The 13,560-nt window shown below is 71.8% G+C and carries 10 protein-coding genes; 6 read left to right on the forward strand and 4 right to left on the reverse strand.

Annotation, left to right across the window (positions count from 1 at the left end; genetic code table 11):
* Window positions 1–74: 74 nt before the first annotated feature.
* On the reverse strand, window positions 75–1,010 hold the full coding sequence (locus tag AC3ETA_RS15640; RefSeq protein WP_432193488.1) for an NAD(P)/FAD-dependent oxidoreductase: 936 nt from the start codon (window positions 1,008–1,010) through the stop codon (window positions 75–77).
* Window positions 1,011–1,086: 76 nt separating this feature from the next.
* Between AC3ETA_RS15640 and AC3ETA_RS15645 the strand changes: the two genes are divergently transcribed.
* The 6 genes from AC3ETA_RS15645 to AC3ETA_RS15670 all read left to right on the forward strand — a co-directional run bounded on the left by AC3ETA_RS15645 (window position 1,087) and on the right by AC3ETA_RS15670 (window position 6,428).
* Window positions 1,087–1,659 carry a helix-turn-helix domain-containing protein gene (locus AC3ETA_RS15645; protein WP_432193489.1) on the forward strand — a complete coding sequence of 191 codons (573 nt, stop codon included), beginning with the start codon at window positions 1,087–1,089 and terminating at the stop codon, window positions 1,657–1,659.
* Between the two features lie 104 nt (window positions 1,660–1,763).
* Window positions 1,764–2,741: an NADPH:quinone oxidoreductase family protein gene (locus tag AC3ETA_RS15650; RefSeq protein ID WP_432193490.1), complete on the forward strand. Its 978-nt coding sequence runs from the start codon at window positions 1,764–1,766 to the stop codon at window positions 2,739–2,741.
* On the forward strand, window positions 2,738–3,976 hold the full coding sequence (locus AC3ETA_RS15655) for an acyl-CoA dehydrogenase family protein (RefSeq protein ID WP_432193491.1): 1,239 nt from the start codon (window positions 2,738–2,740) through the stop codon (window positions 3,974–3,976). The genes AC3ETA_RS15650 and AC3ETA_RS15655 overlap by 4 nt, the downstream gene beginning before the upstream one ends.
* Window positions 3,973–5,058, forward strand: coding sequence for an acyl-CoA dehydrogenase family protein (locus AC3ETA_RS15660; protein ID WP_432193492.1), 1,086 nt, complete (start codon window positions 3,973–3,975; stop codon window positions 5,056–5,058). The genes AC3ETA_RS15655 and AC3ETA_RS15660 overlap by 4 nt, the downstream gene beginning before the upstream one ends.
* A 186-nt stretch (window positions 5,059–5,244) precedes the next feature.
* Window positions 5,245–6,108, forward strand: a complete 864-nt coding sequence (locus tag AC3ETA_RS15665) for a phosphatidylinositol-specific phospholipase C/glycerophosphodiester phosphodiesterase family protein (protein WP_432193493.1) — start codon at window positions 5,245–5,247, stop codon at window positions 6,106–6,108.
* Between the two features lie 125 nt (window positions 6,109–6,233).
* Window positions 6,234–6,428 (forward strand): hypothetical protein, encoded by a 195-nt coding sequence (locus AC3ETA_RS15670; protein ID WP_107912016.1) that lies wholly within the window; start codon window positions 6,234–6,236, stop codon window positions 6,426–6,428.
* Between the two features lie 16 nt (window positions 6,429–6,444).
* On the opposite strand, the gene AC3ETA_RS15675 is transcribed toward AC3ETA_RS15670, so the two are convergent.
* The 3 genes from AC3ETA_RS15675 to AC3ETA_RS15685 all read right to left on the reverse strand — a co-directional run bounded on the left by AC3ETA_RS15675 (window position 6,445) and on the right by AC3ETA_RS15685 (window position 13,454).
* Complete coding sequence (locus AC3ETA_RS15675) at window positions 6,445–7,653, reverse strand: phosphodiester glycosidase family protein (RefSeq protein ID WP_432193494.1); 1,209 nt, start codon at window positions 7,651–7,653, stop codon at window positions 6,445–6,447.
* Between the two features lie 106 nt (window positions 7,654–7,759).
* Entirely contained in the window at window positions 7,760–8,119 is a 360-nt protein-coding gene (locus AC3ETA_RS15680; RefSeq protein ID WP_432193495.1) for a DUF779 domain-containing protein, read from the reverse strand.
* Between the two features lie 58 nt (window positions 8,120–8,177).
* Window positions 8,178–13,454 carry a family 43 glycosylhydrolase gene (locus AC3ETA_RS15685; RefSeq protein ID WP_432193496.1) on the reverse strand — a complete coding sequence of 1,759 codons (5,277 nt, stop codon included), beginning with the start codon at window positions 13,452–13,454 and terminating at the stop codon, window positions 8,178–8,180.
* Between the last annotated feature and the right edge of the window lie 106 nt (window positions 13,455–13,560).

Below are 13,560 nucleotides of genomic sequence, written 5' to 3' on the forward strand. Positions count from 1 at the left end.
GGTTCGGCTGCGGCGCCGTTGTGGCTGGTCGCGCCCACGCGGCGGAGCCGCATGTCGATACCGCCCCGCGCCCCTTACAGGGTCGCGTCCAGGTCCGCCATCAGCAGCTCTCCGTTGATGAAGGCGCCCGCCCGGTAGCCGCCCGCCGCCGCGTTGACGACCTGCTCCGCGAAGCCCATCGCGTTGCCGGCCGCCCAGACGCCCGGTACGGAGGTCAGTCCCGTCGGGTCGACCACCGGGTAGGAGCCGAAGGGGGTCTCCTGGAACTCGGCGCCGAGCTTCTGCAGCAGGCCGGTCTGCGGCACCGCGCGGGGTGCCGTGAACACGACCTCGCGCGCGTGCACCGTGCCGTCCGCGAGCCGCACCCCCGTCAGCCGGTCGTCCTCGATCACCAGCGCGGCCACCTCACCCGGGACGACCTTCACGCCGGCCGCCGCGAGCCTGCGCAGGTCGTCGTCCGAGAGGTCGGACTCGGCGACCTCGTGCAGGAAGAAGGTCACGTCCTTCGACCACTGCGACACCATGAGCGCCTGGTGCACGCTCAGCGGGGTGGTCGCGAGCACCCCGAAGGCCCGGTCACGGACCTCCCAGCCGTGGCAGTACGGGCAGTGCAGCACGTCGTTGCCGAAGCGCTCGGCGACACCGGGGACGTCGGGCAGCTCGTCCCTGAGGCCGGTGGCGACGACCAGCCGCCGCGCCCGGACGCTGCGGCCGCTCGCCAGCGCCACCGTGAAGTCGCCGTGACGGGTGACGTCGACCGCGCGGTCCCGGACCAGCTCGACGCCGTACCGCGCGATCTCCTCGCGCCCCACGGCCAGGAACTCCCCGGGCGACATGCCGTCGCGGGACAGATAGCCCTGCATATGGGCGGCGGGCGCGTTGCGCGGCTCGCCGGCGTCGACGACCAGGGTCCGGCGCCGGGCGCGGCCCAGGACCAGCGCGGCCGACAGGCCGGCCGCGCCGCCTCCGACGACTACGACCTCGTAACTCTCGGTGTCCTTCTCGGTCATGGTGACCACCTCCACCACGACAGTCGTTCCACGGCACGGGATTGACAAATCAACTTGCCGATTCTGCAATACAGAGATGAGTACCGACGACGTTCTCGCCGAAGTGGGGCCACGGCTCAGGAGGCTGCGCAAGGACCGGGACGTGACCCTCGCGGCGCTGTCCGGGACGACCGGCATCTCCGTGAGCACCCTGTCCCGGCTGGAGTCCGGCCTGCGCAAGCCCAGCCTGGAGCTGCTGCTGCCGATCGCGCAGGCGCACCAGGTGCCGCTGGACGAACTGGTCGGCGCCCCGCCGGTGGACGATCCGCGCGTGCGCTCCAAGCCGATCGAGCAGCACGGCCGTACCTTCTGGCCGCTCACCCGGCAGCCCGGGGGACTCCAGGCGTTCAAGATCCTCGCGCCCCCGCGCAACGAGGAGCCGGAACAGCGGACCCACGAGGGCTACGAGTGGCTGTACGTGCTCTCCGGGCGGCTGCGGCTGAAGCTGGGCGAGCACGACCTGGTGCTGGAGCCGGGGGAGGCGGCCGAGTTCGACACCCGGGTGCCGCACTGGTTCGGGTCGACGGGGGAGGGTCCGGTGGAGTGCCTCAGCCTGTTCGGGCCGCAGGGCGAGCGTATGCACGTACGGGCGCGTCCCCGGAAGGCGTGACGGAGACGACTGTTCCCCGGCGGACTGTTCCCTGATCGGCAAGCGACCGCTTAGTATGCGAACCGACCCCGGTCAGACGAAGCAGTCCCCCGTGGAGGCCCCGCATGCAGGCATGGCAAGTGCACGAGAACGGCGAGCCGAGCGAGGTGATGCGCCTCGACGAGGCCGACACGCCCACGCCCGGTGACGGCCAGGTCCTGCTGAAGGTGCGCGCCGCGAACATCAACTTCCCGGACGCGCTGCTGTGCCGGGGCCACTACCAGGTCCGGCCGCCGCTGCCGTTCACGCCGGGCGTGGAGATCTGCGGCGAGACCGAGGACGGGCGCCGCGTCATCGCCAACCCGGCGCTGCCGTACGGCGGCTTCGCCGAGTACGCCGTCGCGGACGCCGCCGCCGTCCTGCCCGCACCCGAGTCGCTGGACGACGCCGAGGCCGCCGCCCTGCACATCGGCTACCAGACCGGCTGGTTCGGCCTGCACCGCCGGGCCGGCCTGGAGGCCGGGGAGACGCTGCTCGTCCACGCTGCCGCAGGAGGGGTCGGCAGCGCGGCCGTGCAGCTCGGCAAGGCGGCCGGCGCGCGGGTCATCGGCGTCGTGGGCGGCGCCGACAAGGTGGCCGTGGCGCGGGACCTGGGCTGCGACGTCGTCGTCGACCGGCGCTCCGAGGACGTCATCGGCGCCGTCAAGGAGGCCACCGGCGGCCGGGGCGCCGACGTCGTCTACGACCCCGTCGGCGGCGAGGCGTACGACCAGTCCGCCAAGGTCGTCGCCTTCGAGGGCCGGATCGTGGTCGTCGGCTTCGCGAGCGGTCGGATCCCGAGCCCGGCGCTCAACCACGCCCTGGTGAAGAACTACTCGATCCTCGGCCTGCACTGGGGCCTGTACAACACCAAGAACCCGAAGCTGATCACGCACTGCCACGAGCAGCTCACCGAGCTTGCCGCCCGGGGCGCCATCAAGCCGCTGGTGAGCGAGCGCGTCCCGCTGGGCGGGGCGGCCGCCGCCGTGCAGCGCGTCGCCGACGGCGTCACCACGGGGCGCGTCGCCGTGATCCCGGGACTCACCGAAGGAGGAGCGGCATGACCGACGCCGCCGAACTGCGCCGCCGTACAGCGGAGTTGCTGGCCGCCCATCCGCCCACCCCTCTCCCGCCACCGCCCTCAACCGAGGGCCCTGCGGGCCCACTCCCCTCGTCTGCCACGACCGACCGCCTGGACTTCCTGCGCGCCCGCTTCGACGCCGGACTCGCGTGGGTGCACTACCCCGAGGGCCTCGGCGGACTCGGCGCGCCCCGCTCCCTCCAGTCCGTCGTGGACGCCGAGCTGGAGGCCGCGGGCGCCCCCGACAACGAGCCGCGGCGCATCGGCATCGGCCTCGGCATGGCCGCGCCGACGATCCTCAAGTACGGCACCGAGGAGCAGAAGCAGCGCTATCTGCGACCCCTGTGGACCGGCGAGGAGGTCTGGTGCCAGCTCTTCAGCGAGCCCGGCGCCGGATCCGACCTCGCGGCGCTCGGCACGCGCGCGGTCAGGGAAGGCGATGAATGGGTCGTCAACGGGCAGAAGGTGTGGACGTCCAGCGCCCACATCGCCCGCTGGGCCATCCTCATCGCCCGCACCGACCCGGACGTGCCCAAGCACGCCGGCATCACCTACTTCCTGTGCGACATGACCGACCCCGGGGTCGAGGTCCGGCCGCTGCGCCAGATCACCGGCGAGGCCGAGTTCAACGAGGTGTTCCTGACCGACGTCCGCATCCCGGACTCCCGGCGCCTCGGCGAGATCGGCGACGGCTGGAAGGTCGCGCAGACCACCCTCAACAACGAACGCGTCGCCATCGGCGGCATGCGGCTGCCCCGCGAGGGCGGCATGATCGGCCCGGTCGCGAAGACCTGGCGCGAGCGGCCGGAACTGCGCACCCACGACCTCCACCAGCGGCTGCTGAAGCTGTGGGTCGAGTCGGAGGTCTCCCGCCTCACCGCCGAACGGCTCCGCCAGCAGCTCGTCGCCGGCCAGCCCGGCCCCGAGGGCGCCGGCATGAAGCTCGCCTTCGCCCGCCTCAACCAGGAGATCAGCGGCCTGGAGGTCGAACTGCGCGGCGAGGAGGGCCTGTTGTACGACGACTGGACCATGCGCCGCCCGGAGCTCGTGGACTTCACCGGCCGCGACGCCGGCTACCGCTACTTGCGCTCCAAGGGCAACAGCATCGAGGGCGGGACCAGCGAGGTCCTGCTGAACATCGTCGCCGAACGCGTCCTCGGCCTGCCCGCCGAGCCGCGCACCGACAAGGACGTCGCCTGGAAGGACCTGTCCCGATGACCGATCTTCTCTACTCCGAGGAGGAAGAGGCGCTGCGGGCCGCCGTACGGGACCTGCTGACCGACCACTGCGACGCGCCCGGCGTCATCGCCCGCACCGAGTCGTGCACCCCGCACGACCTGGCGGCGTGGAAGGCGCTCGCCGACGGCATGGGCCTGGCCGGGCTCCTGGTTCCGGAGGACAGGGGCGGTCAGGGGGCCACGCACCGCGAAGCCGCCGTCGTCCTGGAGGAGCTGGGGCGCGCGGTCGCCCCCGTGCCCTACCTGACGAGCGCCGTGGTCGCCACGGAGGCACTGCTGGCCTGCGACGCCGAGGGCGGCCTGCTCGCCGAGCTCGCCTCCGGGCGTCGCATCGGCGCCCTCGCGGTCGCGCTGAACGTCGTCCCCGGCGGCGCCTACAAGGTCGTACGGCACGAGGACGGCGCCCTGCACGGGGAGTTGACCGGCATCGCGGACGCGGCCGTCGCCGACGTGCTGCTGGTGCCCGCGGACGACGGCGGGCTGTACGCGGTCGACGCCGACGCCGTGACCGTCACCCCGCAGGCGTCCCTGGACCTGACCCGGCCCGTCGCCACAGTCACCCTGGACGGTGCGCCGGGCCGGCTGCTGGGCGACGCCGAGCCGGCCGTACGACGGGCCCTGCGCGCCGGCGCCGGACTGCTCGCCTCCGAGCAACTCGGGCTGGCCGAGTGGACGTTGACCGAGACGGTCCGGTACCTGAAGGAGCGCAAGCAGTTCAACCGCCCCGTCGGCGGCTTCCAGGCGCTCAAGCACCGGCTCGCCCAGCTGTGGCTGGAGGTCGTCAACCTGCGCGCCGCCGCGCGGGGCGCCGCCGACGCGCTCTCGACCGGCGAGCACGACGAGGAGACGGCCGTGGCGGTCGCCGTCGCGCAGGCCTACGCGGCGCCCGTCGCCGTGCACGCCGCCGAGGAGGCCCTCCAACTGCACGCCGGCATCGGGATGACCTGGGAGCACCCGGTGCATCTGTATCTGAAGCGCGCGAAGGCCGACTCGATCGCCTACGGCACCGCGGGCGCCCACCGCGAGGCACTGGCCGAAATCATCGACCTCCCGGCCCCCTGACGTACACCTGGACAAATACCGCGAGAAGCCCGCCCCACCTGGGGCGGGCTTTTTCGTGCGTCCTGCGCGGACGAAGTGAACGAGGGACGGCGGTCCGGCCAACTCCCCGCAAGGGCACTGCTGTTCGGGCGGTTCGGAATCGCATACTCACAGCGGTTCCATCCGACCCTGTCAGGGAGGCAGAGCATGGCCCTCACCACCCGTCGCAGAGCCCTCACCACCCTCGGCGCCGCCCTCGCGGGCGCGGCCGCCCTGCCCGCCACGCAGGCGCTGGCCGGTGAACGAGGGCACGGCCCGCGCCCGTTGTGGCGCGCCCACGCCCACAACGACTACGAGCACCCGCGCCCCCTCCTCGACGCCCTCGACCACCGTTTCGGCAGCATGGAGGCCGACATCTACCTCGTCGGCGGCCGGCTCCTCGTCGCCCACGACCCCGAGGACCTCGACCCCGGTCGCACCCTGGAGTCCCTCTACCTCGACCCGCTGGCCGCCCGTGTCAAGGCCAACCACGGCTCCGTGTACCGGGGACACCGCAGGCCGATCCAACTGCTCATCGACATCAAGACCGAGGGTTCCTCGACGTACCTCGAACTCGACAGGCACCTGGCCCGCTACAAGCACCTGTTCACGACCTACGCCCACGGCCGGGTGTTCCGGGGCCCGGTGACCGCCGTGATCTCCGGCGACCGTGCCGCTCGTGCGCCGATGGAGGCGCAGCAGCTGCGCCGTGCCTTCTACGACGGCCGCCTCGCCGACCTCGGCACCCCCGCGCCCGCCTCCTTCGTCCCGCTGATCAGCGACAACTGGACGCTGAACTTCACCTGGCTCGGCGTGGGCGCCTTCCCGGACGCCGAACGGCGCAAGCTGCGCGGCATCGTCCAAGCGGCGCACTCGCGCGGCCAGAAGGTCCGCTTCTGGGCGACCCCGGACGTGGCGGGCCCCGCACGCGACGCCCTGTGGGGCGAGTTGCTCGCCGCCGACGTCGACTTCCTCAACACCGACGACCTCGCCGGTCTGGAGTCGTTCCTGGACGCCCACCGGACGGTCTAGCGGCATATCGCGGAACACCACTCGTTCGGCGTACAGGTCAGCCGCCCGGACGAACCCTCCGCTACGCCACACTTGCCGCCGAACGCCGTGAACCGGGCAAGGCGGCGTGGCGGAGGAGGTTGACGATGGCCATTTCCATCTCTGTGGTGCTGCTGCTGTTCATCCTGGCGGTGATCTTCGTACGCAACGGCGGGCTGAAGATCACCCATGCGCTGGTGTGCCTGCTGCTCGGCTTCTACCTGGCCAGCACGAGCATGGCGCCCACCATCAACAGCGGCCTGACGGCCACGGCGGACATCGTGAGCAGTCTCAGACCGTGACCGTCAGGGGCGCCGGTCAGGGGATCGAGAAGACTCCGATGCCGTTGGGCACGGGGCGTTCCCTGCCGTCGGACGGGTGGTTGCGCACGGACACCGCCGCCGCTCCCGGCTCGCGCGCGACCAGCGTCGAGGAGCCGCCGCCGTCCAGGCTGAAGGCGTCCACCGAGCCCAGGTCCCGCATCACGGAGGCGACCTCCGCGATGGTCAGGCCGGTGCGGTACTCGGGTGCGCCGTCCAGTGCGAGCAGCACCAGACGCCGGCCGTGGTCCGCGACGCCCACGGCGGTCCGCACCGCCGAGGCCCGGTCGTCCAGGCCGGGCAGCGGCTGCCCGTCGTCGAGCACCGGGTAGCCGCCGAGCGCGAAGCGGTACGGGATCCGGGACGACGACGCCACCAGCCGGTGCCGCACCGACACCGGCTCGCCCGTGAAGAACTTCCGCAGCTGCTGCGCGCCCGCCTCCCGGCCCACCAGCACGGTGGTGCCCGGGGCGATCGGGCCGCTCCCGGGGGTGTCGGCGGTCGACACGACCCGTCCGTGACGGACCGTCACCTCGTAGGTGTCCGTGCTGCACGGGGCCGCCCGGTCGGTGTCCGTGCCGCAGGTGGCGCGTACCCGGGACACGCTGCCCCACTTGGACGTGAACGCCCCGATGGTGCCCACCGGCAGCGCGTACTGGTTCAGCCCGCCCAGCGGAAGGCGGCCCTCGGGGGTGCGGACCGAACCGGACAGGCTCAGTCCGTCCATCCGGGCCCGGCGGTCCACGCCCACGCCGAACACGTCCTCGGTGCTCGTGCCGGGCGGCAGCGCGGGACCGAAGCGCTGACCGTTCGGCACCGCCGCCTTCAGGGCCCGGCCGCTCGCGATCACCGGTCCCACGCTCGCGCCGGTCGCCTCGACGCCGGGGTGCTGTGTCTCGCTGATGTTGAAGAAGTCGCCGTTCACGCCCGCCACCGCACCCTGCGCGGTGGCCTGCTGCGAGACGGTGGCCCGCGCCGCCACCGCACCCGGATACAGCAGATCGAGCCGGACCCGCGGATTGCGGAGGTCGACGCTGAGAACGTGCGCGTGCGCCGTGCCCTTCGCCGCCGGGACGTCGAACTCCTCGTAGCCGACACCCGGCGCGATCGGAGTGGGCCGCTGCGCGGCGCCGGCCGGTGCCGCCCCCACCAGGGCCGCACCGGCCAGCGCGCCGAGTGCCGTGATCAGCGTGAGCGAAGCTCTCACTGACGCGAATCGTCTCTGACGAAGCGTCACGCATACCCCCTGAGGTCTCGTCAAATGTCGCAGGACTCAGGGGAAGTGCACCAGACGGCGATGACCGGCCGGGGATCTAGGCGCCGACGACGCGAGAACGGGTGAGGAAACGCACCCCCTCGGGTGCCTCCAGCGAGAAGCCGCTGCCCCGCCCCTCGACCACGTCGACGATCAGCCGGGTGTGGCTCCACGCCTCGTACTGACTGCGCGACATCCAGAACGTCACGGGTTCCATCACCCCCTCGACGTGCAGCTCGGCGAGCAGGACGTCCGAGGCGCCCGTCCGGAACTCGCCCTCCGGGTAGCACATGGGCGCACTGCCGTCGCAGCAGCCGCCCGACTGGTGGAACATCAGCGGGCCGTGCGTCGCGCGCAGACGGCGCAGCAGCTCGGCGGCCGCGGGGGTGAGTTCGACACGCGGGGTCTCCTCATACATGGAGCAAGGGCAGCACGGGCAACGTTGCGAGAGGGTTGCACCCTGCTGACCACCCCTCTCACCGGCACGGGTGACCATCGAGTGGACGCCGGCCCGGCAGGGCACCGCCGCAGCGCTGGCGTCGGCCGTCGCCGACGGTGACGAAGCCCTTGGGGCGTGCGCCGGCGAGGTTGTCGTAGACGACGTCCCCGGTGGACCTCTGCCAGATCCTGATCCGGAAGGTGTCCGGGGCGTCGGTCGCCGTGACGCGGAAGCCGTAGCCGGCGTTGCCGTTCAATTTGCCGGTGCCCTGGTAGACGGCCCGGGACCCGGTGACGACGAGCCAGTCGGAGCCGGTGGAGCGGAACTTCAGCCCGGCCCGGCCGAGGTCGAAGTGGGCCTTTCCGGTCGGGACCGACGCTCCCTTCGGGTAGGTGGCGGCGAAGGAGAAGGCGGCCACGCCGGTCACGTCCGGCTCCGCCGGGTGGGCGCCGGCCGGCGAGGGGATCACGCCCGCGCCGAGCGCCGGGCCCGCCGTGCGGTCGTGGACGATCAGCTCGGGGAGGGTGGTGCCGTCCGAGGCGCCGTCGTCGTCCTCGACCGTGATCACCGGGCGGTGGAGGCCGGCCTCGGTGTAGGGGTGCGCGGCCCGGCAGGTGCCGCCGCTCACGGTGCCGTCGGCGGGTGGTGTGCCGTCCTTCCAGTCGACGCGGCAGGTGTGGGTGTCGCCGGTGCCGGGGTCGGTGAAGTCCGCCGTGACCAGGATCCGCCTGCCGACGGACACCGGGGACGCCGGCCCGCCGGCCGCGGTGATCGCGGGCGCGGCGTTGGCGACCTGGACCTGGGCCGAGTCACTGCTCCGGCCGCCGGTCAGCGTGACCGTGTAGGTGCCGTCGTCCGTGCAGGTGAGGGTGGTCCTCGCCGCCGCGGCGTCGGCGAACGAGCAGGGCGCGCCCTCCTCGACCCTCCACTTCGGGCCGCCCGCGCCGGAGTGGGTGCCGGTCAGGGCGATCCGGTCGCCCTCCGGGCCCGCCGCGTCCGGCCCGGCGTGCACCACGGTGACCGGATCGACGCTCGTGAGAGTGGGCACGACCTTCTTGATCAGCCCGTCGGAGCCGAACTCCAGCTTGTCCACGGTCGTTTCGCGATGGGTGCCGTCGCCGCCGGGGAGCGCGAACCGGTGATAGGCGATGTACCAGTCGTCGGTGTTCGGGACCCGGACCACCGAGTGATGGCCCGGCCCCTTGACGCCGAGCGACAGGTCCTTCTCCAGGATCACGCCGCGCTTGGTCCACGGGCCGGTGGGGGAGGGGCCGGTGGCGTAGGCGACACGGTAGTTCTCGTCGCGGGTGTCGTTCTCCGACCACATGAAGTAGTAGGTGCCCGCACGCTTGATCACGAACGAGCCCTCGTTGTAGCCGCTCGGCGTGATGTCCTCGGCCTTCGAGGTGTCGAGGGACGTCATGTCGGCGTTGAGCGGCGCGACATGGGCGTGCCCGTTGCCCCAGTAGAGATACGACTGCCCGTCCTCGTCGGTGAAGACCGCCGGGTCGATCATCTGCCCGCTGAACTGCCCCGCCTTGAGCAGCGGTTGACCGAGCGCGTCCTTGAACGGCCCCGTCGGCGAGTCCGACACCGCGACACCGATGTTGGCGTCGGCGCAGAAGTAGAAGTAGTACTTCCCGTCCTTCTCCGCGATCGTCGGGGCCCAGGCCCTGCTGTCCGCCCAGGAGACGTCCGGGCCCAGGTCGAGAATGACGCCGTGGTCGGTCCAGTGGACCAGGTCGGTGGAGGAGTACGCCTTGAACTGCGTGCCGCTCCAGCCCTCGAAGCCGTCGGTCGTCGGGTACAGGTAGAAGGTGTCGCCGAAGCGGACGATGTTCGGGTCGGCGTTGAGACCCGGCAGGACCGGGCTCTTCATCACCAGCGCCGATACCGTCCAGGTCCGCTTCGTGCCGTCGGAGCCCGTCACCTCGTACGTCACCGGCTCTCCGAAGTCCTGCACACTGCCGGAGGCCGGGCTGATCGCCGCGCCGCGGGCGAGCGTGAACTCCGGTGCGAGCGCGGTGAGATCACTGCCCTCCCGCATCGGCAGGGTGATCCTGCCGCTCGCGTTGTCGACGAGCGCGTCGACCTTCAGCCCCGGATGCGTCGCGTCGGCGATGCCCGCGGTGTTGCCGCTGAGCTCCATCACCTCGGCGGCCGTCAGGGCCCGGTCGTAGATGCGGAAGTCGTCGACCTCGCCGCCGAAGTACGGGTCGGCCGAGTACAGGGACCTGCCGATGTAGCCGGTGTGGTCCTTGCTCGCGTCGTACAGCTCGGACGGCTTGACGGTGGTCGTCGCACGGGCCGCCTCGATGCCGTCGACGTAGAGGACCATCGAACCGGTCGAGCCGTCGAGGGTGACGGTGACGTGCTGCCACTCGCCGGGCGTGAGCTGTGAGCCGGCCGTCAGCTTCGTCTCCGCCGGCCAACTCGCCTTCGTGATGGCCGAGTAGAGGCTGGAGCCGCCGTTGGACGGGGTGGCGAACAGATACCGGTCGCTGTCCGGGCCGAGACCGAACAGCCACTGGAAGTTGTCGCCGCCCTTCCACTTGGCGTACGTCGAGACGGTGACGCTGCCGGCGTTCCTCAGCACGCCGCTCGGGATCCTCACATAGGGCGAGGCGGAGTCGCCGGACATCTTGAACGAGCCGCCCTCGACGCCGGTGCCGAAGCCGGGCGTACGGACGTAGGTGCCGTGGTGGCCGTGGCCGCCGGAGTCCCGGGCGATGCTGCCGCCCGTCTCGTCGAAGTCGTAGTGCACGAGCAGATCGGCGGGCGCTTCGGGGCCCGCCTCCGACACGGTGACCTCGGCCCGCACCGGGATGGCGGCGCCGTCCGGCAGGCTGCCGGACACGGTGAAGACGCCGGCCTGCGCGTACTTCGACGCGGCGACGTCCTCCCAGGTCACCGCGACCGGACGCTTGACGCCGTCGGCGTACGTCGCGATGACGGTGGCGGGCAGGACGGGCGCCCGGCCGACGCCGGTGCTCACCTCGACGTCCTCGACGCCCTGCACCAACCGGTCCGGCTGGTAGGCGCGCAGGAGACGGTCGTACTCGGCCTGGGTGACCGGCAGGACCGTGCCGTGGCGGGGCCTGGCCGGGAGGTCGTAGCCGGTGGACGGGGTCCAGGTGCCGGAGGCGAGGTCGGTCGTCTCGAAGGGGAGGTAGCCGCGCCCGCCGAACTCGTCCAGGAACGCGTACCACTTGTCCTCGGTGTTCGACTTGAACACCAGCGGCCCCTCGGCCGCGCTCATCGCGCCCTTGCCGATGCCCTCGGCGACGGCGGTCCAGGACAGGTCCAGCAGGGAGTCGCTCTTCTCCTCGAAGATGAACTTGCTGTTGGGGGTGGAGGAGCTGTTGTTGCGCTCGTCCTTGGAGAGACGGAAGTACGTCCCGTCGTGCCGGATCACCGTCGAGTCGATGACGGAGTAGCCGCGGTCGATCCAGACCCTGGGCTCGCTGAAGGTGTAGAAGTCACGGGTCGTCGCGTACATCATGCGGTTGTACGTGTCGCCGGAGTGCGCCTCGTCGTCGTACAGCTTCGACGCCCAGAAGACGACGTACTCACCGCGCTCCGCGTCGTAGAACGCCTCCGGCGCCCAGGTGTTGCCCGCGCTGTCCGGCGAGACCTTGACCAGCCGCTGGTTCGTCCAGTGGACGAGGTCGGTCGACTCCCACACCATGATGGACTTGCTGCCGCTGCGCTGCGCGGCGTCCCAGTCGCCGTTGCCGTAGATCCTCAGATCGGTGGCGATCTGGTAGAACTTGTCGCCCTGAGGGGAGCGGATGATGAACGGGTCGCGCAGGCCCTTCTCGCCGAGCGTGGAGGTGAGGACCGGCTTGCCGTCGTTCAGCTCCCGCCAGTGCAGCGGGTCGTTGCCCTTGCTCAGGGCGGCGTACAGCTGCTCGCCGTCGGCGGTGCCCTCGCCCGTGAAGTAGCTGAACATGTAGCCCTTGAGGGCCTCGCTCCTCGGCAGTTCGGGCACCTGGGCGGTGAAGGCGCGGGTCGTGCTCGCCGCGCCCTTGGTGACGGTGGCGGTGAGCTCGACGGCGGTGGCGCCGTCGCCGTGCGCGGGGCGGTGGACCACGCCGTCGGCGGAGACGACGTCCGGCTCGGCGGAGGACCAGGTGACGGCGGTGCCGTACGCGCCGGTCGCCGGGAGGGTGAGGTTGCCGCGGACGTCGTCGAGGTTGCGGACGCCGAGCGCCGCGGCGGCCTGTTCGGTGGCGGTCCGGTCGTCGAAGTCCGGGAGCACCGTGAGGTCGAAGGTCCTGGTGTCGGTCACGGTGCCCTTCTGCAGAGTCGCGGTGAGGGTGGCGTGAGCGTTCGGCTCACCGGCGGCGGGGCGGGTCACCCTGCCGGTGTCCGAGACGACCGACGGGGCGTCGCTCGCCCAGCTGATCGACGATCCGCCGGCCGTGCCGGTCTTCGGCAGGTCCAGGTCGGCGACGACCGCGCCGGTGTCACCGAGGCTCAGCGCGGCCTTGTCGTCGGCGACGCCCTGCGTGGCGACGGGGAGGGCGAGTTGCCCGACCTCGGCGGCGTCGAGCGCGCGGTCGTAGACCCGGAAGTCACGGATACGGCCCTGGAAGAGCTTGTCGCCCGAGTAGAGCGACTTGCCGATGTAGTTGGCGGTGGTGGTGCCGGAGCCGAGGGCGCCGGGCGTGATCGTGACGGCCGTGTTCCGCCCGACCTCGACACCGTCCTCGTACAGCACGCCCGTGGTGCCGGTCTGGGTGTAGGTGAGGTGCTTCCACACCGAGCGGGCCAGGTTGTGGGAGTCGGCGGGCCTCGTCGTCTGCTCGGTCGACCAGTTGCCGGTCGCGATCGACGTCCGCAGGGAGTTGCCGGTGGTGAAGAGATAGCCGTCGCCGTTGCTGCCGCTGGAGTTGCCGAAGCCGTAGATGAAGTACGGCGTGCGCTGGGCGGAGTCGACCATCACGTCCAGCGAGACGGAGATCGAGTCCATGCCCTTCAGCACGTCGTTCGGCACCTTGAGGTAGGTGTCGGAGCCGTTGAAGGCGAGACCCTGACCGGTGCCCGACCAGTCGGCGGCACCGCTCACCGTCGCGTCCCGGCCGTGGCCCGAGGTGTCGGCGACGGTGCTGCCGGAGGCCGCGTCGAGCTTGTACCGGAGGGCGAGACCGTCGGTGATGTCCGCGGCGTCGGCGGCGCCGGCCGACGGGGCGGCGGCCTGTGCGGGAGGGGCGGGTGCGGCCAGTCCCAGCAACAGCGACGCGACGGTCGGCCCGGCGAGCAGGCCCGCCAGACGTCTCGCGCGGACACGGACGCGTGCGATGTACGGCATGTCGAGTTCCCTGCTGACGCATGGCGGGGCCTCGGCCGTGGGCACCCTGCCGTTTCGGCTGTGTGACGTCCTGTTGCGAGAGTGTCAAACGGGGCGTGGCGCAGCG

The organism is Streptomyces sp. bgisy027 (assembly GCF_057710365.1).

Excerpts from the sequence above, each read along its gene's own strand:
- AC3ETA_RS15650 (WP_432193490.1), top strand. The coding sequence starts at position 1,764 with ATGCAGGCATGGCAAGTGCACGAGAACGGCGAGCCGAGCGAGGTGATG.
- AC3ETA_RS15670 (WP_107912016.1), top strand. The coding sequence starts at position 6,234 with ATGGCCATTTCCATCTCTGTGGTGCTGCTGCTGTTCATCCTGGCGGTG.
- AC3ETA_RS15660 (WP_432193492.1), top strand. The coding sequence starts at position 3,973 with ATGACCGATCTTCTCTACTCCGAGGAGGAAGAGGCGCTGCGGGCCGCC.
- AC3ETA_RS15685 (WP_432193496.1), bottom strand. The coding sequence starts at position 13,454 with ATGCCGTACATCGCACGCGTCCGTGTCCGCGCGAGACGTCTGGCGGGC.
- AC3ETA_RS15645 (WP_432193489.1), top strand. The coding sequence starts at position 1,087 with ATGAGTACCGACGACGTTCTCGCCGAAGTGGGGCCACGGCTCAGGAGG.
- AC3ETA_RS15680 (WP_432193495.1), bottom strand. The coding sequence starts at position 8,119 with ATGTATGAGGAGACCCCGCGTGTCGAACTCACCCCCGCGGCCGCCGAG.
- AC3ETA_RS15665 (WP_432193493.1), top strand. The coding sequence starts at position 5,245 with ATGGCCCTCACCACCCGTCGCAGAGCCCTCACCACCCTCGGCGCCGCC.
- AC3ETA_RS15655 (WP_432193491.1), top strand. The coding sequence starts at position 2,738 with ATGACCGACGCCGCCGAACTGCGCCGCCGTACAGCGGAGTTGCTGGCC.
- AC3ETA_RS15640 (WP_432193488.1), bottom strand. The coding sequence starts at position 1,010 with ATGACCGAGAAGGACACCGAGAGTTACGAGGTCGTAGTCGTCGGAGGC.